Genomic DNA, 24,141 nt, shown 5'->3' on the forward strand with positions numbered 1-24,141 from the left:
TAATAAATAATGACAATTACATCATTTGTAAAAACACTACAAAATATTATGCGTAATGATGCGGGAATTTCAGGAGATGCTCAGCGTATCGAACAAATTGTTTGGATGTTGTTCTTAAAAGTATATGATGCAAAAGAACAACAATGGGAATTCGATGATGACGATTTTGAATCGATTATTCCAGAAGAATTCCGTTGGTGCAATTGGGCTGTAGATGAAAAGGATGGAGAAGCAAGAACAGGAGAAGCGTTGTTAGACTTTGTAAATAATGATTTATTTCCGGCGTTAAAATCAATTGAAGTAGATGAACTAATACCGATTAATAAGGCAATTGTACGTTTTGCCTTTGAAGATGCGAACAATTATATGAAAGATGGCGTATTATTAAGACAAGTTATTAATGTAATAGATGACATCGATTTTACAGATTATAAAAAACGTCACGCTTTTAATGAAATTTATGAACAAATTTTAAAAGATTTACAAGCTCAACGTGCTTCAGGTGAATTTTATACACCACGAGCTGTAACAGACTTTATCACCCATATGATTAAACCTCAATTAGGAGAACATATCGCGGATTTTGCATGTGGTACAGGCGGTTTCTTAACGTCAACACTTAACTATTTAAAAGCACAAATTAAAACAACAGAAGATAATGATTTATATAGTAAATCTGTATTTGGTATCGAGAAAAAAGCATTCCCATATTTATTATGTTTAACAAATCTTCTATTACATGATATGGATAATCCTCAAGTCATTCATGGTAATAGCCTAGAGAAAAATGTACGTGACTACGAAGAAAAAGATAAATTTGAAGTCATTATGATGAACCCTCCATATGGCGGTTCAGAAAAAGAATCAATCAAAATGAATTTTCCTATAGAATTAAGAAGTAGTGAAACCGCGGACTTATTTTTATCTACTATTATGTATCGCTTAAAACAAAATGGTCGAGCAGCAGTTATTTTACCTGATGGATTTATGTTCGGTGTAGATGGTGCTAAACGTGCAATTAAAGAAAAAATAATTAAAGAATTTAACCTGCATACAATTATCAGATTACCAAATAGTGTATTTGCTCCATATACAAGTATTACAACAAATATATTGTTCTTTGAAAAAACAGAACCAACAAAAGATATTTGGTTCTATCGTGTGGATATGCCAGATGGATATAAAAACTTTTCTAAAACAAAACCAATTAAACTAGAACATTTACAATCGGCAATGGAGTGGTGGAATAATCGTGAAGTAATTGAAGAAGAAACAGGTTTTAAAGCAAATAAATACAGTGTACAACAAATTATTGATGGAGATTATAATTTAGACTTATGTAGTTATCCACATGAAGAAGAAACGATTCTAGAACCTCATGAATTGATAACAATCTATCAAAAGCAGCGTGAACGTTTAAATAATGAAATCGATAATATTTTAGATGAAATTGAAAAAACTTTAGGTGAACAATAATGAATCCAAAGCAATTAAAGAATTCGATATTGCAATATGCAATGCAAGGAAAATTAACTCCACCAGATTTAAGTGATGAACCTGTAAATGAACTGATTACTCGTATAAAAGAAGAAAAAAAACAATTAATTAAAGCTAAAATTATCAAGGATGAGAAAGTATTACCTCAAATTACAGAGGATGAAATTCCATTTGATATACCTACGAGTTGGGAATGGGTAAGAGCAGCAGAAGTAATGGATGTAAGGGATGGAACTCATGATACTCCTAAATATGTAAAAGAGGGGATTCCATTAGTAACAAGTAAAAATTTAAAAAACGGTAATTTAATATTTGAACCAATTAAATATATCTCTACAGATGACCATATAGAAATATCGAAGCGCTCAAAAGTTGACAATGGAGATATTCTATTTGCCATGATTGGAAGTATAGGAAATCCTGTAGTAGTAAAAAAAGATAGAGAATTTAGTATAAAAAATGTAGGTTTATTTAAAGCTTTACCTCAAAATAAGTTGAATATGGATTTTGTATTCTATTATCTAACTTTAATGGAGGAAAGGTTGAAAAGAGAAGCTTCTGGAGCTGTTCAATCTTTTGTGTCATTGAGCAAATTAAGACAATTGACAGTTCCTTTGCCACCGTTAGAAGAACAAAAACGTATTGTTAGAAAGATTCAAGAGTTAATGAAAAAAGTAGAGGAATATTCTATTTTACATGAAGAACAGCAAAAATTAAGAAAGGTCTTTCCATCTCAACTTGAAAAATCAATCTTACAATATGCAGTGCAAGGTAAATTAGTGTCACAAGATGTAAGTAACGAACCTGCAAGTGAATTAATTCAGCGAATTAAAGAAGAGAAGGAACAATTAATCAAAGATAAAGTCATTAAAAAAGACAAAGCATTACCCGAGATTACAGAAGGTGAAATACCATTTGATATTCCTGACAGTTGGGAATGGGTAAGATTAGGAGAATTAGTTAGTAAAATAGGTTCAGGAAGTACACCTTTAGGCGGAAAAGCAGCTTATGTTGAGAAAGGTATTGTATTTATACGTTCTCAAAATGTTTGGAACGATGGATTAAAGCTTGATAATGTAGCATATATTCCAGAAGAAATAAATTCTAAAAAGGCAGGAAGTATAGTAAGACCTAATGATTTACTTATTAATATAACAGGTGCATCCATTGGAAGATGTAGCATTGTTCCGTCAGATTTTTTAATTGGAAATGTTAATCAACATGTATGTATTTTACGATTGATTGATATAGAGATTAAAGAATATCTTCATTACTGTTTAATGTCACCGTATATACAACAAACTATTATGGATAGTCAAGTTGGTGTATCGAGGGAAGGTTTGAGTATGGCAAAATTAAAAATGTTTCTGATACCATTACCATCATTAGAAGAACAAAAAAGAATTGTTGAAAAAGTGAAAGAACTTCAATTTGTAAAAGAAAGATTAGTAAAATGTATAGATGGTACTAAGTATTAATTAATAAATTGCTACTATTTTAAGTATTTCATGTTTGAAATTAAAGAGCATCCCAGTAAGCCTATAATGGCTTTTGGGATGTTTTTTATACACCAACATATTTGTTAAGAAAAGATGAGATGCAACTATTCGGCAAAGTGAAGATGTATTGTATAAAATCTACGAAATTTGATAATAAGTGAATATTGATTTATAAAAAAGATAAATGTTTTTTACTATGCCTGCTTTCTTGTGAGTATAGTATTATAATAAAAAATGGTAATATTTAGATGAATAATTATTAATGCTTATATAAATTTATAGATGCTCGTGGGATTTTTAAAAGTTTATTCGAACTTTTTATAAAGAAAAGATTTAAACATGAAGGAGAAGGTGACTCATTTTGTATAAAAGAATAGGAACATTTAATTTTAGTACTTATTCATTTATTCCAGAATTAGATAGTAAATTTAATTCTTATGTTGATATCCTATTAGAGGAATTTACTTATTCTATATTTAAAAAATATGTTTTAGCGGATGATTATTTACAGAGGTTTACTAATCAAGAAATAGAAGTTTTAAAAAGTGTTATTACTGAAGCTAATTATTTTGATTTACATATGGAATCAGAGACTGCATTAATTTTGCTATCCCAAATTTTCCAAATGGAAATGGAAAACTTTTTAAAGGTTCCTATAAAAGAATTAGATGAAAAAAGACACTATACTCCCAAACTTTCATTTGATAAATATATGTTAGGTGCTCACAAAAAAGTATTAAATGAACAAACTCAGTATGAATTATGTAGAGGCAAAGTAAGCACATTAAATATAATTGAATATCCTAAATATTTCAGGTTATATAGAGCTAGAAATATAGTAATATCTAAATTTAATAAAAGGAAATATTCTAACAAAACCTTATTGAAAACTATACAAAGTATAAGTGAAGAATATAAACAGGATTTGTATTTAAAGATTATTAAGGACAATTATAAAATTTTGAATGATGAAAATATAGGAAATATTCTATTCAAACTCATTGAAGCATCTATTAAGCATTTTATAAATTCTAAAAGATTGGGAATGACTATGGAAGAGGGAGACGTAGTTTTAGAAGAGCTTAATTTACAATTAAAAGAACATAATACTGTTCAAAATATATTTAATAAATTGGAAAGCAAATTTAAAAAGAATTTTAATAAGTTTATAAACCCTGATTTTTATAATGATTTTTCAGAAGAATTAATATCAGTTTTAGAACAGGAAGTAAATAAAATAGGTGTTAGTCCAGAAAAGTTCATGACTGAAAGATTTAGTGACTATAAGATGTTCATTCTTAGTGAAATTTTTAGAAGTTCATCTAATGTAGAAGAATTAATTGAAAGTGCCTACCAAAATTATACTAAGGAAATGAAATGGAAAATTGCAGAAAAGGTAATAGAAGATAATTTATCTCTAAATGATTTTGAAATCGCAATAAGAGTATCTGATTTATCTATATCAGAAAATTTATACCACAAACAGTTGACTAGTGATATTGAAGTTTTATCACATGCAGTATTCAAAAACTGGCAATATCAAAAATATGATGATATGCATTTCAGTAAACGCAGGTTATTAGAAACACCGGATAATGAAAAAACTGATTCTTTATGGTTTATATTAAAAAATATAAGATGTGGAAGAAAAGATACTGATTTAGCATATTTATTAGCAAAAGAGAAATTGTCAAACTATCTTGAATTGGTATATTATTTTGTTTCTAAAGAAGACGAATACAATTTTAAAATCCTTGACCCTTATATTTTAATAAATAACACAAGTAATAATGGTTTATTAGGAAGAAAAAATAGTCCTTACAATAAAGCTAAAAATGTAGATGATTTTACAGATGATTTGTTAAAGTTTTTAAAAGACCTTTTGAATTCACAAAAAAGTATAAGTTTTGATATTAATAACTGTATTAAATTGTATTTTAAGATGGGAAATGAAACAGAGATAAATAATAAATCTAGACTTTTAATAAAAATTTGGGAAACTATTTTTAAAACACAAGATATTCATAAACTTTCACTTTACTGTTCAATTATAATAGCAGGGACAAATTATAATTCCAATGATATTACTTACAAAGATATGAGAAAAATTTTGTATGAAGACTTTCTTGAATTTATTTATATTTCAAATGAAGAACTTAATTCCTTAGTAATAGAAGAAACATTCGAACGTTTCAAAGTTTTTACAAAAAATATTATTGGAACATACCTCTTTAATATTCCACTTAATGATTCGATAAATTATGATATGAGGGATATTTTAGAATGGATTTTATATATAAATCCAAACGATGAATTTATCTCAAGAGGAGTGATGGATAATGAGTAATACAAAATACATTATGCCAAATTCAGAACTTCTAAGTACGAGAGAATACTTGGATAAATTTGTCGGAGAACCGATAAAAATTTATAATGATTCGGATGATTTCATAGGTAAAGGAAAATTTATTATCTCATTTTTAGAGATAACTGCTAAACCTTTTAGTGAAAGTTCTGAAGTAACCATCACTATAAAGGAATTAGACGTAAAATTAGATAGCGATAACTATAAATTAAGTTCAATTGTAAAAGAAGATGAAGATAATTTTATAAGTTTAGACATAAATTTAGTCAATTTAAAAATAGAATCTGGAAATCTTATAGGAAGAGTAAATTTTAGTGAGTTTCATATTACTAAGTCTGATAAAGAAAGTTATGAAAGGTTCTCAGAATACACACGAAAATTAAATTGGAGAGAAATAAAACTTCCGAAAGAATATGCTGGAAAAGATAAGGTAGATGAAGCGGGAGCATTTGAGGCATTGTGTTTAGATATTATATCTCATTGGGGAGGGCAGAATATAGAGATTATAGGAAAAGGGCAAGATAGGGGAAGAGATGGAGAGTTTAAAATAGCAGCCTATTCTTGGATACCTATATTAACTAATTATTCGAACTCATGGATTCTTCAATGTAAGTATTCAAAGGATTATGATAATCTAAGTGTTAGAGAAATATATGAAGAAGTAGTGAAAGTACTTATGCATAAACCAGATTATTATCTTTTAATGACAAATAGGAAAATAACAAGTGATTTTAAAGATTGGTTTGAAAAGGCCTTGAAGGAGAATAAGTATCATATACCATTTAAATGTATTTTAATAAATAAAACTCAAATTGAGCAGATACTTGCTGACCCTGAAATGTCATATATTAAACGTAAGTATTTTGGATAATGATATAAGTAATAAACTCAAGAAATAAATAATTTCTAAGAAATTTTACACAAAATTTACACATAGCTTTTGCAAAACCTTATTAAATCAATATTTGACCTGCTATTTATATCCCGACCACCGGTATCAAGGTTTATAAGAAATCCCTTTTTAAAGGGGTTTCTTTTTTTTGTGGTAAGTTCCTTCATATATATAATGGTTCTATACTAAAAGTTGGGGTTTATAAACAATTTTAGCAAGTAAAATAACACGTAATCTCCTAGTATATTATACTAAAAACTTTATTTTTCACTAATTCCCATTGCAAGTAGTAATAAAAAAGCACAAGGCAAAACAAAGACGTTTGCTAATAACCCGATAATTAAAGGAATACTTCGTTTCGTCATAACCCAAGAGCCTATTGCAAGTTCAATACCGATAATTGATAATACGCTATAAATGGTGATATCCCAATAAGCATCAGAGATTGGTCTTTTTTTCACATAGAAATCGATAATACTTATTATCACAGGCACTAAGAATGTAAAACCTAAAATGATACCTACTCTTCTCTTATCCATAATTATTCATCTCTCCTTTTATAAAATCTCATAAATTTTACCACAGAAACTAATAGTACATACCTATCTATATGGTCCAAATCGGTCGGTGGAAAAATTAGATGAGGTGAATGATAATGTTATCTAACTACAAGAAGCTAAGATTTATCAACACCTTCATTCTTAATGGCAACTACTATTTTTTAGTATCAGTTATCAAGAATGAAGGTGTTTTTATCGTTCATATGCACACATAATTTACCAACATTTACAAGAAGGTTAAAAGAGATTAATATTCTCCTGTTATTATTGAAGAGAAATCTATTAATAGGATGGGAGATGTTGAAGTTGAAAAGAAAATGGTTATCTGCTCTTGGGGCCTTAGTGTTAGTAGTAGGTGTTGCAACAAATGGAGGTACAGCAATGGCTAAAGAAAAATACAAGGATATCGAAAATATATCACATCGTGGTGCTTCTGGTTATGCTCCTGAGCATACAATTACATCCTATCAAATGGGAGAAAAAATGCATGGTGACTATATTGAAATCGATTTACAGATGACAAAGGATGGTCAATTAATTGCTTTGCATGATGAAAAGTTGGATCGGACAACAAATGGGACAGGTCTTGTGAAAGACTATACACTAGATGAAATCAAACATTTGGATGCAGGAAGTTGGTTTAATAAAGCATATCCACAATATGCTAAGTCAGAGTATGTAGGATTACAAGTACCATCTCTTGAAGAGATTTTTAGGAAGTTTGGAAAGAATGCTAGTTATTATATCGAAACAAAATCGCCTAACATATATCCTGGTATGGAAGAAGAACTTTTACGTCTTATAAATAAGTATGATATCAATAAAAAGAAATTACTTGTTCAATCTTTTAGTGCGGATAGTCTGAAAATCATGAATAAACTCGATCCATCACTGAACCTAATCCAATTGTTATCTTACAAAGGGAATGCAGTTATTACAGATGATGAAATCGCAAATATTAAAAAATATGCGATTGGTATTGGGCCGAACCATACGTATTTAAATAAAGAATATATACAAAAGGTCGTCAACAGCGGACTTGAAATTCACCCATATACAGTAAATGATAAAGAGAGAATGCAGCAACTAATTGACTGGGGGGTAACAGGAATGTTTACAAACTTCCCAGACTTATTGAATCAGGTGAAGAAAGGAAAGTAAATTTCACCATTTTCACTAATAGTTTAATAAAGTGTTAGCAAAGCTCAGAAAGAATGTTTACAATCTTTCTGAGCTTTTAATCTTTATAAAGACATGATAGAAAGCAATTTCTATGAACACTTTCCATACTGAAGATGATCGAATATCATGATCATCATAAAGGTTATGATTATTTGGAAATGCCTATGAAATCTTTTCTAAATCCCTCTACTACCTTCAATAAAATTTAAGATTATTTTATAATCCTTTAATAGTTGTAAAAAGTCGTTGAACGGCTTCTTTTATTTCTTCTTCCTTCAAGCTTGCAAAGCCAATAATAAAGCTAAGTTCATCATCTGGTTCTTTGATTTCAATTAATGAAAATCTCTTAATATTAAAAAAGTGAATATCCGCTTTCTCTGCTCGTGCAGCAATTTCATCATAATCGCGTGTGGTTTTCATTTTAACGAGAAAATGTAAACCAGCTGGAATGTCTAATATGTTAATGTCATTTTTGAATGTTTTTTTTAGTTCTTTGATAAGTTTTTGACGTATCGCTTCAAAATGGTGTGTCATTTTACGAAGATGTTTTTGGTAGTATCCATCTTTTATAAAATAAAGTAATGTATATAAACTCAATGTATTACATTGTGGAAGTAAGTAATCAAATTTTTCTCGATAGATCTCCAATAATTCCGGAGGTAAGACCATGTAACTAATACGTATACCAGGAAATAATGTTTTAGAGAATGTACCTGTATATATTGTACGATTATTACGATCAAGACTTTGAAGGGAAGGAATATTACTTGTTCCGTATTTGAATTCACTATCGTAATCATCCTCGATTATGTAGCGCCCTTTTTTTGCACTTGCCCAATTTAATAATTCAAAACGACGTGATACCGGCATAATAATTCCAGTGGGAAATTGGTGTGACGGCGTTGTGTAAAGTAGGTCAATGTCTTTATGTTGAATGGCCTCAATTTTGAATCCGCTATCATCGATTGGTACGGTATGAACTTTCCATCCTTTTTGTTGAATCAACTCATAATAGCGAGCATACCCAGGGTTTTCTAATGCTATAGATTTGTTGTCACCACATAATTCTAATAATTGTGAAACGAGTGCTTGACTTGAGGAATGAAAAATAATTTGCTCTGGTTCACAACGTACTCCTCGATTAAAGCTTATGTATTGTGCTAAAGTTTGACGCACTTCAAATGGCCCTTGATTGTGCGACATAAATGAAAGCTCTTGATGGAATGTTTTCAACGCCTTCTGCTCACATTTCAACCATTCTTTGTATGGAAACAAATCCATATTTGCACTCATATGTGAAAATGAAATAATGTTTGAGGAAGTTTTCCTTGTTTCTTTCAAATGTTTGGGCAATGGTTTTACTTCTTTGTCATCTGCTTCATAAAGCGTAATATCCTCTACAAAATATCCCTTTCGTTCCACACTATAAATATAGCCTTCAGCAAGTAATTGATCGAATGCAACAACAACAGAATTAGTACTAACATCTAATTGTTCAGCTAATTGGCGTTTTGATGGGAGCTTTTCTTGTGGCTTATAAATACCAGACAAAATTTGATTTTTTATTTGTTGATAAATTTGTTTGTATTTATATTCTCGCTCTGTATTTTGTTCTGCTATCATTTGCAATCTCCCTTTCAATCATCTGGTTCTTAAAAAAATAAAAAATTGGTTCTTTTCTTTTAATGATAAGCTGTCCATAATTTTCTGTAAATGTAGAACAAGGGGGAATTGAAAAATGAATGTCACAACTAAGGCAGAAGAATTACAACAATAACGATGAAAATTCGATTTTTTGAGCTGTGAATAATGGCCCATAATTTTGTGGAAAAGGGGTTAGAAGTTGTCAAAACGCAAGAGGATTACATAATTCGCTAAACGATAAGAGTTACTTTATCGGAAAGAGCTATACACAAAGGAGAAATGCATATGAGTAATAACAATAATAAAGATTTTACGAAATCTATGTCAAAAATTGATGTACTGTTTTTATCTCTTGGAGCAATGCTTGGATGGGGTTGGGTTGTTCTTTCAGGAGAATGGGTAGCAAGTGCAGGATTTCTAGGAGCAGTTATTGCTTTTATATTGGGTGGTCTATTAGTTATTTTCATTGGTCTAACATATGCAGAGCTTTCATCTGCGATGCCAGAAACAGGTGGGGGGCTCGTTTTTGTAAAACGAGCATTTGGTAAGAAAAGTGCATTTGTAACAGCTTGGGGAGTGCTATTTGGTTATGTATCAGTTGTTACATTTGAGGCAGTTGCGTTACCAACTGTAATTGATTATGTAATGCCAGTAGAGCATAAAGTGAGTCTTTGGACTTTAGGTGGTTGGGAAGTCTATTTAACTTGGGCGTTAATTGGTACAGTTGGTTCAATTGCTTTAACAGCGCTCAATTTCTTTGGCATTAAGCCAGCTGCAGTGTTCCAAAATATTTTTACAGTAGCAATTGTATTAGTGGCAGGTTTAATCGTATATGGAGCAATTGCTCACGGTGATTTAAAGAATTTAGAACCAATGTTCACGGATGGTATTGGTGGTACACTTTCCGTACTCGTGATGATTCCGTTTTTATTTGTTGGCTTCGATGTTATTCCACAAGTAGCTGCGGAAATTAATGCACCTGGTAAATCAATAGGTCGTATTATTATCGTCTCTATCATTAGCGCTGTATGTTTCTACTTATTTGTTGTATTTGGTGTAGCTGTAGCTCTTCCAGATGATCTGCTCTTGAAGAGTCAACTTGCAACAGCAGATGCGATGGTCGCTTTGTTTGGTAGTCCAATTTGGGGATATATTTTAGTAGTTGGCGGTATTGCGGGAATTATCACTAGCTGGAATGCTTTCATTATCGGTGGTAGCCGAATTCTTTATGCAATGGCCGAAAATAATATGATTCCAAAATGGTTTTCATACATTCATCCAAAGTATCAAACGCCTACAAATGCGATTATTTTCTTAGGTGTCTTAGCTGCAATTGCACCCTTTTTAGGCCGCCCAGCATTGGTATGGTTAGTAGATGCAGGTGGTGTAGGGATTGTAGTTGGTTATTTACTTGTTTCGATTGCATTTATGAAACTACGCAAAACAGAGTCAGCATTACATCGTCCTTATAGAGTGAAATATTGGAAATTTACGGGTGTGATGGCGATTGTTTTAAGTATTTTATTTATTGTATTCTATTTACCTGGTATGCCATCTGCATTAGTTTGGCCTATGGAGTGGGTTATTCTAGGTGTTTGGTGCTTAATTGGCTTTGCATTATATTCATTAAACTCTGTGAAAGTATCTGAAGATGTTTTTGAGAAAAGTGAAAATTATACTTCATCATGATGCACAGTTATGTAGAGTAGATAGTTATTGTAATAGCGCCTATTTTTACACAGAAAGAACATCATCTTTTTGAGGCAAATTACTATTCATATCTAGTTTATCTGGATCCTAAAAAAGCTGAAAATTGGTTCTTTTCTTTTCACCAGAAGATGCCATAATTTTCTGTAATTACAATACGAGGAGGAATAAAAATGAAGGTCACTACAAAAACAGAGGAATTATTACAAAAACGACAAAAATATGTTGTTCGAGCAGTAAGCAATGGCTCATTAAATTTTGCAAAAGAGGCAAAAGGGGCAACAGTTATTGATGTAGAGGGAAACGAATGGATTGATTTTGCAGCTGGTATCGGTATGATTAATGTAGGCCATAATCATCCAAAAGTAGTGGAGGCTGTAAAAGCACAAGTGGATCACGTAATTCACCCAGGCTTCAATGTCATCATGTATGAAAATTATGTCGAACTAGCAGAAAAGCTTTGTGAAGTTACACCAGGTACACATGACAAACAAGTTATTTTATTAAACTCTGGTGCAGAGGCGGTTGAAAACGCTGTGAAAATCGCCCGTCGTTATACAAAAAAATCCGGCGTTGTATCGTTTACACGTGGCTATCACGGTCGTACCAATCTAACAATGGGCATGACAAGTAAAGTTAAACCATACAAAGAGGGCTTTGGTCCATTTGCATCTGAAATATATAAAGCGCCATATCCATACTTATATCAAAAACCAGCTGGTGAAACAGAAGAAGAATACGTAGATCGTATTATTGCTGAATTTAAAGAATTCTTTTTAATGACTGTATCACCTGAAATGGTAGCTTGTGTCGTATTGGAACCAGTTCAAGGAGAAGGCGGTTTCATCGTACCGCCGAAAAAATTTGTACAAGAAGTCGTGAAATTCTGTAACGAAAACAACATTGTCTTTATAGCAGATGAAATTCAAACAGGATTCGGACGTACAGGTAAATTATTTGCCATCGAGCATTTTGATGTTATGCCAGATTTAATAACTGTTTCGAAATCATTAGCAGCGGGAATGCCACTTTCAGGCGTAATTGGACGAAAAGAAATGATGGAAATTTCCGATCCGGGTCAATTAGGTGGTACATATGCTGGTAGTCCAACAGCCAATGCCGCGGCGTTAGCAGTAATCGACATTATGAAAGAGGAAAAATTACCAGAGCGTGCTGAAATCATTGGTCAAAAAATTGAAGACAAAATAAAAGCATTACAAGCAAAATATCCTGAAATCGGAGATATTCGTCGTTTAGGTGCTATGGTAGCGATGGAAATTGTGAAAGATCCAGTGACTCGCGAGGCAGATAAATATCGTGTAACTGATATCGCAAATTATGCAAATCAACATGGATTATTATTATTAACGGCTGGTATTAAAGGGAATGTGATTCGTTTCTTGCCTCCACTAGTGATCACGGATGAAGAATTAGAAAAAGGCTTTGCTATTTTAGAAGATGCTTTTGCGAATAGCTAAGGAGGAAGTCAATAATGTCTACATTTACAGTAAACAATCCAGCAACAGGTGAAGAATTACAAGAAGTTATTGTTTCAAGTAATGAAGAAGTTCTTGCTGCACTTAAAGCAGGTCATACAGCTTTTAAAACATGGTCAAAAGTAAATGCACATAAACGTTCAGCACTATTATCTAAATGGGCTGATTTAGTTCGTGCACATCGTGAAGAAATTGGTGAACTAATTACACGTGAAAATGGTAAACCACTTGCAGAAGGTCTAGGAGAAGTTGATTATGCAGTAAGTTATATCGACTGGTACGCAGAAGAAGCAAAACGCATTTATGGTCGTACAATTCCAGGACATCAAGAGTCAAAACGTTTAACCGTTATAAAACAACCAATTGGACAAGTAGCAGCCATTACTCCATGGAATTTCCCGGCAGCAATGATGACACGAAAAGCTGCACCAGCACTTGCGGCAGGTTGTACATTTATAGTGAAGCCAGCTGAGGAAACACCGCTTACAACGATTCGTTTAATTGAATTGGCACATGAAGCAGGTATTCCAAAAGATGTTGTGCAATGTGTCAATGGTGATGGACCACGTATCGGTAAATTATTTACAGATAGCCCATACGTACGTAAAATCACATTTACGGGATCAACGCCAGTTGGTAAAGAACTTTTACGAAATTGTGCTGATACGTTAAAACATGCGACGATGGAACTTGGTGGGCATGCACCATTAATCGTGGCAGAGGACGCGGATCTTGACTTGGCTGTACAACAAACAATCAATGCAAAATTCCGTAATGCAGGACAAACTTGTGTTTGTCCAAACCGTCTACTTGTGCAAGATAGTGTAGTAGATAAGTTTACAGAAAAATTTGTAGAAGCCGTGAAACACTTAAAAGTAGGCAATGGACTAGATCAGGACGTAACTGTAGGCCCAATTATTAATAAAAAAGGGTTCGATAAAATTGTTAATCAGTTAGAAGATGCAGTATCAAAAGGTGCAGATATTGCATGTGGAAATGAATATGATTATAACGATGAAAAAGGCTATTATTTCATTCAACCAACTGTTGTTGTGGATGTAAATGATACAATGAAAATCATGCAAGAAGAAACATTTGGACCAGTAGCCCCAATTACACGTTTCCATACACTAGAGGAAGCAGTGGAAATTGCTAATGGAACACCATATGGTTTAGCAGCTTACTTCTTTACAGAAAGTTATAAAACAGGTGTGTACTTAAGTGAAAATCTTGAATTTGGTATTGTAGGTTGGAACGATGGTGCACCATCTGGAGCACATATCCCATTCGGTGGAATGAAGGAAAGTGGCATTGGACGTGAAGGCGGCCTTGAAGGGATTGAGCCTTACCTAGAAACAAAATATATTTCTACAAATATATAAGCAATGCAAAAAGCTCTATTTCTTACTGTTAATATAGTAGGTAATGAATTTTTCGACTTTAAATAAATAAGTAAAAAAGATCATCTATCAATAGGTGATCTTTTTTATTTTGGAAAATTCCTATTCCTCTCTAATAGGCCGATTGTTGATAGCCTGATAGAAAAATACCTTGGATTTTTTTTTGTGGATTAGAGAATAATATAAGTTGATTTGAAAAATAATCATAAGTGTAGGAAAAACACTTTCGAATTGTATGTAAACACTTATTTTGACTTTCGTTTGGTATGTTAAAAGACTTGAAATCATTTTTTATTGATAAATTGTAGAAAATCTTGAATTTGTAAAAAGAATGGATTGTTTTAAGGTATTATTGTGTTTAAGGTTTTTTAACAATTTGTAAGTAGAGTAGATTTTTTTTTATAGATACGATTAGATGTGGAGGATTTATCTGGCATATCGAAAATAATATTTTATCTTTATATGCAAAAAGAAATGTGGAGGGATATAGATGAGTGAAGATAAGTCAACGATTCAATTGGATGAAATAGACGAGCATATTCTTCAGCTTTTAAATAAGAATGGACGAATTTCATTTACAGATTTATCAAAAGAAGTGAGATTATCACGTGTAGCAGTTCAGGCACGTATTAGTACACTAATGGAAAATGGAGTGATCGAGCGTTTCACAGCTGTGATTAACCCTGAAAAAATGGGGTTAAAGGTGTCAGCTTTTTTTAATGTAGAAGTGGAGCCAAAGTATCTCCAAGAGGTAGCTGACATATTGGCAAAAGAACCATCAGTTTCAAGTCTCTATCACATGACAGGTCCAAGTAAGTTACATATGCATGGTTTATTTAAGGATAATCGAGAGATGGAAGAGTTTTTAGAAGAAAGATTATATCCTTTACCAGGGATTATGAGCGTCGATTGTCAAATTTTAATTAAGAGATATAAAAGTCGGATTGGTATGAAGTTATAGGAGGGATTTAATGTGGAGAAAAAAGAAAAGCTATATCAGCAATTAGCGATGGCGATGCTCCGAACAGGAATTTTAGGATATGGGGGTGGACCGTCTGTCATGCCTCTTTTTCGTCATGAGGCTGTAGTAAAATATAAATGGATGAATGATGATGAATTTGGAGAAATCTTAGCTATTGCGAATGCTCTACCAGGTCCTATTGCTACTAAAATGGCAGGTTATTTAGGATATAAGCTAAGAGGGGTGAGAGGTGCTGTTTGGGCCATTCTATGTCATATTTTACCGAGTTCAATTTTTATGATCACACTTTTATCTGTTGTAGGCTTTTTGAGTAGTTCGAAAATTGTTCTGGGGATGATTGCAGCAGTGATGCCAGTTGTTGCTGTTATGCTTGGAGAAATGGCATATCAATTTGGAGAGAAATCTATAAAAGGACTTGGAATCATAATGGGGATAAGCTGTTTTGCAATTGCATTTCTACTACTGCAAGTTATTCATGTACATTCAGGAATTGGTGTTCTTCTATTTTTGGTTTATGGAAGTATTCATTTTCAAATAGTGTCTAAGTGGAAAAAGAAAAAAGAAGAGCAGAAGGGGAGCACTTTGTTATGAGTTTAATACATATTTTTCTCGGCTTTTTTATAGCAAATATGCTTGGCTATGGTGGTGGACCATCTTCAATTCCTCTAATGTACGAGGAAATTGTAAAACATTATCATTGGTTAAACAACGCTGAATTTTCAAATATGCTGGCTCTTGGAAATGCTCTACCGGGTCCTATTGCGACCAAAATTGCAGCGTTTGTTGGTTATGATGTTTATGGCTGGATAGGCGTTGTCGTTGCCTTAATAGCGACCATTATTCCTTCTACATTTCTACTGATTGTTCTATTGAATGTACTAAATAAATATCGGCAGTCTCCTGTTGTAAAAGGAATGACATTGTTAGTGCAGCCAATTCTAGCAATCATGATGCTAATCATTACTTGGCAAATGACAAAGGATTCAATCCATTCGATTGGAATTTGGCAATCTCTAGGTATCGCTGCTGTAGCCTTTTGGGCAATGAAAATCAAAAAAATACATCCGGCATTAGTGATATTAGCCGCTTTTGTTTATGGTGGAATTGTCCTTCAATATGTTGTGTAAGGAGTTATCAAAGTATTGAAAGAAGAATTTGTTCAACAGCTATAAGCGTAGTAAAGGCAGATCATAGTGACCTGTCTTTTTATTTGTCTAGAAATCTTTTTAAATCGGCCATTCTTTGTACCCCTTGTTCATAACCCATTTGATAATTTGTACGAATTTGGTTTAAATCCTTTTCAAAACTTTTAAGTGCAAAACTAGGACGGAAGATAAATGCTTTACCTTCTGCTTCTAATTGTTCACAATAATCCAATGATTTGTTATAGTGATCAACACGTTTTTCCATACTTCTAACGATTGCAGGATAACGTTTTTTAAGAATTTTCATTGCAATTTTACTTTGACGGTCTAGTTTTTTTCGATAGCCTTTTGGGCGTGTAAGGATAATAACGTGTTTTTCAAAACCTTGTTCAACCGTATGGTGAATTGGAATTGGTTCTGCAAGCCCACCATCATAATAAGGAATACCATTTAACTTAATCTCTGGAAAAAGTACAGGAATGGCACATGTAGCTCGTAACATCATACATTCTTTATCCATTTCGATAGCGTCTTTATATTCAACTAGTCCTGTATGGGCATTCGTTACACCGAATAATAATTGACCATTGTATTGTTGATAGGTTTCCCAATCGAATGGATAAAGCTCATTAGGAATTGTATTGTAACCAAAGTCTAGGCCAAATAAGCTGTGCTCAGAGAAGAAGTTACGTATACCCATATATCGTTTGTCATGTCGATAATTTAATAATGTACATAGCATCCGCTCTTTTTGTTGAGAGACGTAAGCTGTTGCATTAATTGCACCTGCTGAAATTCCTACAATATATGGCATCATAATTTCTTGATCTAAAAAGGTATCTAATACGCCACCTGTAAACAGTGTACGAAAAGTGCCGCCTTCTAATATTAAACTAGTATTTTCTACATTTGTTTTTAACATCTAATCCTTCTTTCTAACAAAAGCGTACAGAAGCTTTATAAGAGAATATCCAAGTATGATACTTGTTTAGGGTAAAGGGATGGTCTTGGGATTATTCATTTTACACAGTTTTATTTACCATACATATTCTTCTAGTGTAACATCTATTAATAGTGATTTCCTCATATTAAAGTAAGGATATAATCTAAAAGACCGTGGAAATACGAGCTGAAATCATGATACAACGCCAAAAACGTAGAAACATCTTTTCTAAATGTGAAATCTCCTGTATAAAGTGCCAGTTATTTGTAAATTATGGAAGTGTTAATACTGAAATACAGGAGGATCTTATATTATTATGTACATGCCAACAGATCATAAAATTATCTATTGCTACTATTGTAAGTCAAATACAATCTACCATCATAGGGATACACATGGTAATAGCCATGTGGAAAGTCATTGTTCAGAATGTGGTTGGATGGAATGGCAGAATAGAGCAGTTGAGCGTGAGAAGCAAAAATGGATTGACTATAACAAAGAGCATGGGATTGGGTTAAAATTACCGCAAATTAAGGCTAGTGTGCAAATTGAAGATTCGGATGTAAATTACAAGGCGCGTTAATAGTTTAAATATTAGAATGAATGGAACTCTAGCACAGTTGCTAGGGTTTTTATTTTTTAAACAAAAGATATGTGATTGAGCCAGAAAATTAAGATTACAGCTTTCGTATAAAAAATGAATACAATTGCAATTATTCTATTTACAAATTATGTATAATGAGAAGTGACTAAATTGAGTTAGTTTCCTGTTCGTATTACTATTAAGAATTCAATTCATACGAAGATAATAAATTAGAATAGAGGAATACATAATGAAAAACTATGGAGAAAATTTATTTAAAGGATCCGCAATATATTATTCAAAATATAGACCTTTATATCCTGCTTCTTTAGTTAGATTCTTAGTTAATCGGATTTCTTTAGATGGAAATGGGCGAATGTTAGATTTGGGTTGTGGTACAGGACAATTAGCCTTAAGGTTTTCAGATTGGTTTGAACAAATTGTAGGAATTGATACTGAACCTGAAATGATTGATGAAGCAAAACGTTTAAGCAATGAGAGACGAGTTAAGAATATGGAATGGTTTATAGGTGACATTAATAGTTATAAAGGTAAATATGAGAATTCTTTTAGATTTGTTACCATCGCAAAAGCATTTCACTGGATGAATCGAGATGAAGTTCTGGAACAATTGTATGACATGGTCTCTTTAGGGGGTGGAGTAGCAATCATCGATCAATATTCACCAAATAAAAAAGTTCTACCATGGCAAAAGAAGGTCAGCGAAGTAGTAAAACATTGGTATGGAGAAGAAAGAAGAGCGGGAAATACGACATACTCACATCCAACAATTAGTCATCAAGCGGTGATCGAGAATTCCAAATTTGATTTGGAAGTACATCAAATTCCTACTTTTGAGCAAACCTGGACAATTGATTCGATTATAGGGAATATCTATTCAACTTCCTATGGGAGTAAACGATTCTTAGGCGATTATGTGCATTTATTTGAAGAAAATGTAAGAGAGGAATTATTGGCTCTAAATAATACAGGGATTTTCAAAGAGTCAATTGAGACCTCGGTTAAATTAGCCATAAAAAGTAAATAAACGATTTTATTAAAAGGATAGTAATGTTGTGAAAACTTAAAATAAGGGGCGTTTTCTTCATACACTACTCGCATTTTCAATAGAGAATTTGGTAAAGTAGAGGTTAGTTATATAAATTCAACATAGGAGTTTTGAATATGAAGAGACGTCCACCAAGATTACAAAAAGGGGATACAGTTGGTATTATTGCACCATCTAGTCCTCCTAATATAGAAAGATTAACAAAATCACTCAATTTTTTAGAAGAATTAGGATTACATTATGTGTTAGGTGATACGGTACAGCAACATAATCATTATCTTGCAGGAACAGATGAAGAACGTGCTAAAGATTTGCAAGAAATGATTGAGGATCCAACGATTAAAGCGATTTTTTGTGCGAGCGCGGGCTTTGGTGCAGCAAGAATAGCAGATAAGATCGATTATTTATTGTTAGAAGAGAACCCAAAAATTTTCTGGGGCTTTTCTGATATTACATTTTTGCATACTGCAATCGGGATGTACTCAGATATTGTTACTTTCCATGGTCCTACCTTATCAAGTATTGGACGCGACGATGTAACAGAACGTACGAAGCATATGTTTGAGCAACTATTCCAACCAGCAGAAATTCACTATGATGAAAGGATTTCATCACTCATTACGATTTGTGGTGGAGTAGCTCGTGGTGAAATAACAGGCGGAAACTTAACATTAATTGCAAATAGTTTAGGAACGAAATTTGAGATTAACACAGCAGGTAAAATTCTACTTATTGAAGATATTGGATTAGAACCTGCACAAATTGATGGATTGCTTAACCAATTAAAACAAGCACGTAAATTCGAACAAGTAAAGGGCATTGTTATCGGCGAATTTACAGAAATACATCCGCGAGAATATGAAGATTCACCAAGTCTAGAAGAATTATTTAAATCTTATTTTAAAGATTTGAATATACCAGTTGTAAGTGGTTTTAAAATTGGACATTGTGAACCGAATGTAGGTATTCCATTAGGTGTAGATGTTATTTTAGATGCTGAGAACAAAGATTTGGCTATATTACCAGGAGTAGAATAGAAAAAGAAGGATCCAGTTTTATCAAAAAAATTGGATCTTTTATTTTTTGCTAATTATTATGCCTCCTGGTTGCCATCCTTTTAAATAAAATTCATTAAAAAATCAACAATAGATCATATATTTTTATAATGCTTTATTTATGGATAAAAAATATATGATCCTGATTATGAATGTGCTTAAATAAAAAGTATTTACTGTAAAAATAAAGTTATATTACAATTTATTACTTAAAAATAATTGAATATTCAGAAAGTTTCTGATAACCTATCAATAAACAGCATGAGATAGATAGGGGGAATTGAGGATGAAATTTTTTCTTTCAGTAGACATGGAAGGTATTACAGGGTTACCAGATTATACGTTCGTAACATCTTCAGAACGCAATTATGAAAAATCACGTAGAATTATGACACAAGAGGCAAATGCCATAATTGAATCAGCGTTTCAAAATGGAGCAACAGAAGTTTTGGTGAACGACAGTCATTCTAAGATGAATAATTTATTAGTTGAAGAATTGCATGAAGATGCAACACTTATATCTGGAGACTTTAAGCAATTTTCGATGGTACATAATGTGGATGCAACATTTGATGGCGTCTTGTTTGACGGTTACCATGCTAGAGCTGGCATGCCAGGGGTGATGAGTCACTCAATGACATTTAGTTTTAGAACGATTTTCATAAATGATGTAGAAATTGGTGAAATTGGATTTAATGCATATGTAGCAGGATATTATGGGGTGCCTGTTATTTTCTTAGCAGGTGATGATTGTGCATGTAAAGAAATTGAAGCGCTAATTCCAGGTGTTGTCACAGCAGCTGTGAAAGAATCGATTTCAAGATCATGTGTTAAAACATTACATCCAAAAAAAGCTAGAGAGTTAGTTGCTGAAAAAGTTGCCGAGGCAATTGCTAAAAAGGGAGAAATTAAACCATTAACACCGCCGGAAAACCCAATTTTAAAAATTGAATTTACCAACTATGGTCAAGCCGAATGGGCAGCTTTGATGCCAGGAGCAAGAATTATGGAAGGAACAACAATCGTAGAATTTCATGCAAAAGATATTTTAGAAGCATATCGAGCAATGTTGGTCATGGCGGAGCTTGCATTCCAAGCAAAATATTGTTAAGGACATCCTAGAGGGGCAAAGGGGAGATTTGTATGGTGAAATATATCATCAAACGATTTTTGATGATGGTTGTGACGGTTTTAATAATTGCAACTTTAACATTTTTTTTAATGCATGCAATCCCAGGATCGCCGTTAGATAGTGATCGTACGACGAATCCTACCATTCAAGCAAATTTAGAAAAATTTTATAAGTTAGATCAACCACTCCATAAGCAATATTTAAGTTATTTAAAGGCAATCGTAACATTTGATTTTGGTCCTTCTATTAAAAAACCAAATGAGACAGTGAATAGTTTGATTGATAGAGGTTTTCCAATATCCTTCGAATTAGGAATGGTGACGATATTAGTTGCCCTCATATCTGGGGTGATATTAGGAACTTTAGCTGCACTCCGCCATAATGGAGTGATTGATTATCTAGCGATGACGTTTGCTGTAATTGGGATTTCGTTGCCCAACTTCATCTTAGCTACATTACTAATTAAAGTATTTGCTGGAGAGCTCGGCTGGTTCCCTGCAGCTACTTGGGAAAGCCCTAAGCATATGGTATTGCCAACACTCGCATTAGCAACAGGTCCCATGGCGATAATCGCAAGGTTAACAAGATCTAGTATGCTAGAGGTATTGACGCAAGATTATATTAAAATGGCAAAAGCAAAAGGGTTAAAAACGTGGAAAATCATTGTTCGTTATGCATTGCGTAATGCCATGATGCCTGTTGTAACAATTATGGGGACGATGTTAGCTGGGATTTTAACAGGAACGTTTGTGATTGAGAAAATTTTCGCTATTCCAGGCATGGGAAAATATTTCGTAGAAAGTATAAATAACCGTGATTACCCAGTAATAATGGGAACTACAGTATTCTATAGTGCATTTTTAGTGTTTATGTTATTCCTAGTCGATATTGTTTACGGAATTTTAGATCCACGGATCAAATTGCATAAAAAAGCAGGTGATGCATCATGACAAATGTTCACGAAATTAGCGTAAAAGACGAATGGTTCAAGCCCAAAGTAAAAAATGCAGAAAAAGCAGAAATTGTTGTTCGGCCATCCCTTTCCTATTGGGCTGATGCATGGAGACGTTTAAAGAAAAACAAATTAGCGATGTTTGGTCTATTTTTTTTAATTTTCTTAGGACTGGCAGCTATTTTTGTACCAATGTTATCTCCACATTCGGTCACTACTATGGATCTACCAAATCAAAACAAACCACCTTCTAGCACTAATTGGTTTGGAACAGATGAGATGGGGCGAGATGTTTTTACGAGAACATGGTATGGAGCACGTATTTCGTTATTTGTTGGCTTAATGGCAGCTATTATTGATGTCACGATAGGCATTATTTATGGTGGAATAAGTGGCTATAAGGGAGGAAAGGTTGACTTATTGATGATGCGAATTATTGAGATTTTATACGGTTTGCCACATTTATTAGTCGTAATCCTTCTATTGGTAGTTATGGAACCGAGTTTAACAACGATCATTGTTGCATTAACCATTACAGGATGGGTAGGTATGGCACGAATTGTACGTGGGCAAGTTTTACAGATTAAAAATTATGAATTTGTAACAGCTTCAAAATCATTTGGTGCTAAAACATTCAGAATTATTAGAAAAAATTTACTTCCAAATACAATGGGACCTATTATTGTTCAAATGACCTTAACAGTACCTAGTGCAATTTTTGCAGAAGCATTTTTAAGCTTTTTGGGTTTAGGTATACAAGCACCATTTGCGAGTTGGGGTGTAATGGCAAACGATGCATTGCCAGTTATTTTATCAGGTTACTGGTGGAGATTATTTTTCCCTGCATTGTTTATAGCAATTACGATGTTTGCATTTAATGTTTTAGGTGATGGGTTACAAGATGCTCTTGATCCAAAACTTAGGGGGTGAGAGGGATGACAAGTAAAATACAACAAATGGATGAATCACTTCATAATCTCTCCACAACAGTTGGAAAGAAGATTCTAGAAGTACAAGATTTACACGTTACCTTTAAAACATATGGTGGTGAAGTTCATGCTGTTCGGGGTGTAACTTTTGATCTGTATGAAGGAGAAACACTTGCAATAGTAGGAGAATCAGGTTGTGGGAAAAGTGTCACGTCTAATGCCATTATGGGTTTGATTCCACAACCTCCCGGCAAAATATCCAATGGTAAGGTGTTTTTTAAAGGTAAAGATTTAGCGCAGTTAGATAAAAAAGCATTACGGAAAATACAAGGAGTAGATATTTCTATGATTTTCCAAGACCCTATGACAGCACTAAATCCAACATTAACAATTGGTGAACAGCTAACAGATGGTCTTAGAACTCATAAATCAATTAGTAAAGAGGAAGCCAAGAAAAAGGCTATAGAAATATTAAATTTAGTAGGTATTTCAAATCCACATGAGCGCTTAAAACAATACCCTCACCAATTTTCAGGGGGGATGAGACAGCGAATTGTTATTGCAATTGCGCTAATCTGTGAACCGACATTATTAATCGCAGATGAACCAACAACTGCTTTAGATGTAACAATTCAAGCTCAAATTCTAGAACTATTTGAAGAAATTCAACAAAAAACGGGTGTTTCGATTATTTTAATTACACATGATTTAGGTGTAGTGGCGAAAATTGCAGATCGTATTGCTGTTATGTATGCTGGTAAGATTATCGAAATCGGTACGAAACGCGAAATATTTTATAAACCGACACATCCCTATACAAAGGGGTTATTAAATTCAGTGCCAAGACTAGATTTATTGGAAGAAGAACTAGAACCAATAGAAGGTACCCCACCAGACTTATTTGCACCACCAAAAGGGTGTGCCTTTGTAGCGCGTTGTTCATTTGCGATGGAAGTATGTGATTATGTACAACCAGAGACAACATATTTATCGACCAGTCATTATACAGATTGTTGGTTGCAAGATAAAAGAGCAAAGGGATTATTTAATGATTAGGTGATGGGCACTTAGTGCTTCACATAAATATAAAAAGGGGAAAGAGGGGAAAT

Annotated in this window: 21 protein-coding genes; 18 read left to right on the plus strand and 3 right to left on the minus strand. The window is 33.0% G+C overall.

Features of this window, described 5'->3' with window-relative positions:
* The first annotated feature begins 9 nt into the window (after window positions 1-9).
* The 4 genes from CEF14_RS17530 to CEF14_RS17545 all read left to right on the plus strand — a co-directional run bounded on the left by CEF14_RS17530 (window position 10) and on the right by CEF14_RS17545 (window position 6,232).
* Window positions 10-1,476, plus strand: a complete 1,467-nt coding sequence (locus CEF14_RS17530; protein WP_102694003.1) for a class I SAM-dependent DNA methyltransferase — start codon at window positions 10-12, stop codon at window positions 1,474-1,476.
* On the plus strand, window positions 1,476-2,975 hold the full coding sequence (locus CEF14_RS17535) for a restriction endonuclease subunit S (protein ID WP_102694004.1): 1,500 nt from the start codon (window positions 1,476-1,478) through the stop codon (window positions 2,973-2,975). The genes CEF14_RS17530 and CEF14_RS17535 overlap by 1 nt, the downstream gene beginning before the upstream one ends.
* Window positions 2,976-3,357: 382 nt before the next feature.
* Window positions 3,358-5,343, plus strand: coding sequence for a hypothetical protein (locus CEF14_RS17540; protein ID WP_102694005.1), 1,986 nt, complete (start codon window positions 3,358-3,360; stop codon window positions 5,341-5,343).
* Entirely contained in the window at window positions 5,336-6,232 is an 897-nt protein-coding gene (locus CEF14_RS17545; RefSeq protein ID WP_102694006.1) for a restriction endonuclease, read from the plus strand. Before CEF14_RS17540 ends, CEF14_RS17545 begins: the two co-directional genes overlap by 8 nt.
* 281 nt (window positions 6,233-6,513) lie before the next feature.
* Here the strand turns inward: CEF14_RS17545 and CEF14_RS17550 are convergent, their stop codons facing one another.
* Window positions 6,514-6,792 (minus strand): hypothetical protein, encoded by a 279-nt coding sequence (locus CEF14_RS17550; protein ID WP_245890204.1) that lies wholly within the window; start codon window positions 6,790-6,792, stop codon window positions 6,514-6,516.
* Between the two features lie 318 nt (window positions 6,793-7,110).
* On the opposite strand from CEF14_RS17550, the gene CEF14_RS17555 reads away from it, so the two are divergent.
* Window positions 7,111-7,974 (plus strand): glycerophosphodiester phosphodiesterase, encoded by an 864-nt coding sequence (locus CEF14_RS17555; protein ID WP_211284634.1) that lies wholly within the window; start codon window positions 7,111-7,113, stop codon window positions 7,972-7,974.
* A 237-nt stretch (window positions 7,975-8,211) separates the two neighbouring features.
* Here the strand turns inward: CEF14_RS17555 and gabR are convergent, their stop codons facing one another.
* Window positions 8,212-9,618, minus strand: coding sequence for a MocR-like transcriptional regulator GabR (gene gabR / locus CEF14_RS17560; RefSeq protein WP_102694009.1), 1,407 nt, complete (start codon window positions 9,616-9,618; stop codon window positions 8,212-8,214).
* 306 nt (window positions 9,619-9,924) lie between these two features.
* On the opposite strand from gabR, the gene CEF14_RS17565 reads away from it, so the two are divergent.
* The 6 genes from CEF14_RS17565 to CEF14_RS17590 all read left to right on the plus strand — a co-directional run bounded on the left by CEF14_RS17565 (window position 9,925) and on the right by CEF14_RS17590 (window position 16,351).
* Window positions 9,925-11,328, plus strand: coding sequence for an APC family permease (locus CEF14_RS17565; protein ID WP_102694010.1), 1,404 nt, complete (start codon window positions 9,925-9,927; stop codon window positions 11,326-11,328).
* A gap of 191 nt (window positions 11,329-11,519) precedes the next feature.
* Window positions 11,520-12,824: a 4-aminobutyrate--2-oxoglutarate transaminase gene (gabT, locus tag CEF14_RS17570; RefSeq protein WP_102694011.1), complete on the plus strand. Its 1,305-nt coding sequence runs from the start codon at window positions 11,520-11,522 to the stop codon at window positions 12,822-12,824.
* Between the two features lie 11 nt (window positions 12,825-12,835).
* The gene (locus CEF14_RS17575; protein WP_407690481.1) at window positions 12,836-14,224 is read left to right on the plus strand and encodes an NAD-dependent succinate-semialdehyde dehydrogenase; all 1,389 of its coding nucleotides are present in this window, start codon (window positions 12,836-12,838) and stop codon (window positions 14,222-14,224) included.
* Between the two features lie 508 nt (window positions 14,225-14,732).
* Complete coding sequence (locus CEF14_RS17580) at window positions 14,733-15,203, plus strand: Lrp/AsnC family transcriptional regulator (RefSeq protein ID WP_102694013.1); 471 nt, start codon at window positions 14,733-14,735, stop codon at window positions 15,201-15,203.
* Between the two features lie 48 nt (window positions 15,204-15,251).
* Complete coding sequence (locus CEF14_RS17585) at window positions 15,252-15,815, plus strand: chromate transporter (RefSeq protein ID WP_170061555.1); 564 nt, start codon at window positions 15,252-15,254, stop codon at window positions 15,813-15,815.
* Window positions 15,812-16,351 (plus strand): chromate transporter, encoded by a 540-nt coding sequence (locus CEF14_RS17590; RefSeq protein WP_102694015.1) that lies wholly within the window; start codon window positions 15,812-15,814, stop codon window positions 16,349-16,351. Before CEF14_RS17585 ends, CEF14_RS17590 begins: the two co-directional genes overlap by 4 nt.
* A gap of 79 nt (window positions 16,352-16,430) precedes the next feature.
* Here the strand turns inward: CEF14_RS17590 and CEF14_RS17595 are convergent, their stop codons facing one another.
* The gene (locus tag CEF14_RS17595; RefSeq protein ID WP_102694016.1) at window positions 16,431-17,291 is read right to left on the minus strand and encodes a patatin-like phospholipase family protein; all 861 of its coding nucleotides are present in this window, start codon (window positions 17,289-17,291) and stop codon (window positions 16,431-16,433) included.
* Window positions 17,292-17,628: 337 nt separating this feature from the next.
* Between CEF14_RS17595 and CEF14_RS17600 the strand changes: the two genes are divergently transcribed.
* The 7 genes from CEF14_RS17600 (at window position 17,629) to CEF14_RS17630 (ending at window position 24,088) form a co-directional block, all read left to right on the plus strand.
* Window positions 17,629-17,895 carry a hypothetical protein gene (locus tag CEF14_RS17600; RefSeq protein WP_211284692.1) on the plus strand — a complete coding sequence of 89 codons (267 nt, stop codon included), beginning with the start codon at window positions 17,629-17,631 and terminating at the stop codon, window positions 17,893-17,895.
* 250 nt (window positions 17,896-18,145) lie between these two features.
* Window positions 18,146-18,943 (plus strand): class I SAM-dependent methyltransferase, encoded by a 798-nt coding sequence (locus CEF14_RS17605; RefSeq protein ID WP_102694017.1) that lies wholly within the window; start codon window positions 18,146-18,148, stop codon window positions 18,941-18,943.
* A 137-nt stretch (window positions 18,944-19,080) separates the two neighbouring features.
* Window positions 19,081-20,001, plus strand: a complete 921-nt coding sequence (locus CEF14_RS17610) for a S66 peptidase family protein (RefSeq protein ID WP_102694018.1) — start codon at window positions 19,081-19,083, stop codon at window positions 19,999-20,001.
* A gap of 304 nt (window positions 20,002-20,305) precedes the next feature.
* The gene (locus tag CEF14_RS17615) at window positions 20,306-21,130 is read left to right on the plus strand and encodes a M55 family metallopeptidase (protein ID WP_102694019.1); all 825 of its coding nucleotides are present in this window, start codon (window positions 20,306-20,308) and stop codon (window positions 21,128-21,130) included.
* Window positions 21,131-21,162: 32 nt separating this feature from the next.
* Window positions 21,163-22,101, plus strand: coding sequence for an ABC transporter permease (locus tag CEF14_RS17620; RefSeq protein ID WP_102694020.1), 939 nt, complete (start codon window positions 21,163-21,165; stop codon window positions 22,099-22,101).
* Window positions 22,098-23,033, plus strand: a complete 936-nt coding sequence (locus CEF14_RS17625; RefSeq protein WP_102694021.1) for an ABC transporter permease — start codon at window positions 22,098-22,100, stop codon at window positions 23,031-23,033. The genes CEF14_RS17620 and CEF14_RS17625 overlap by 4 nt, the downstream gene beginning before the upstream one ends.
* A gap of 5 nt (window positions 23,034-23,038) precedes the next feature.
* Complete coding sequence (locus CEF14_RS17630) at window positions 23,039-24,088, plus strand: ABC transporter ATP-binding protein (protein WP_281256529.1); 1,050 nt, start codon at window positions 23,039-23,041, stop codon at window positions 24,086-24,088.
* Window positions 24,089-24,141: the final 53 nt, after the last annotated feature.

The organism is Rummeliibacillus pycnus, from assembly GCF_002884495.1.
Classification (GTDB): Bacteria; Bacillota; Bacilli; order Bacillales_A; family Planococcaceae; genus Rummeliibacillus; species Rummeliibacillus pycnus.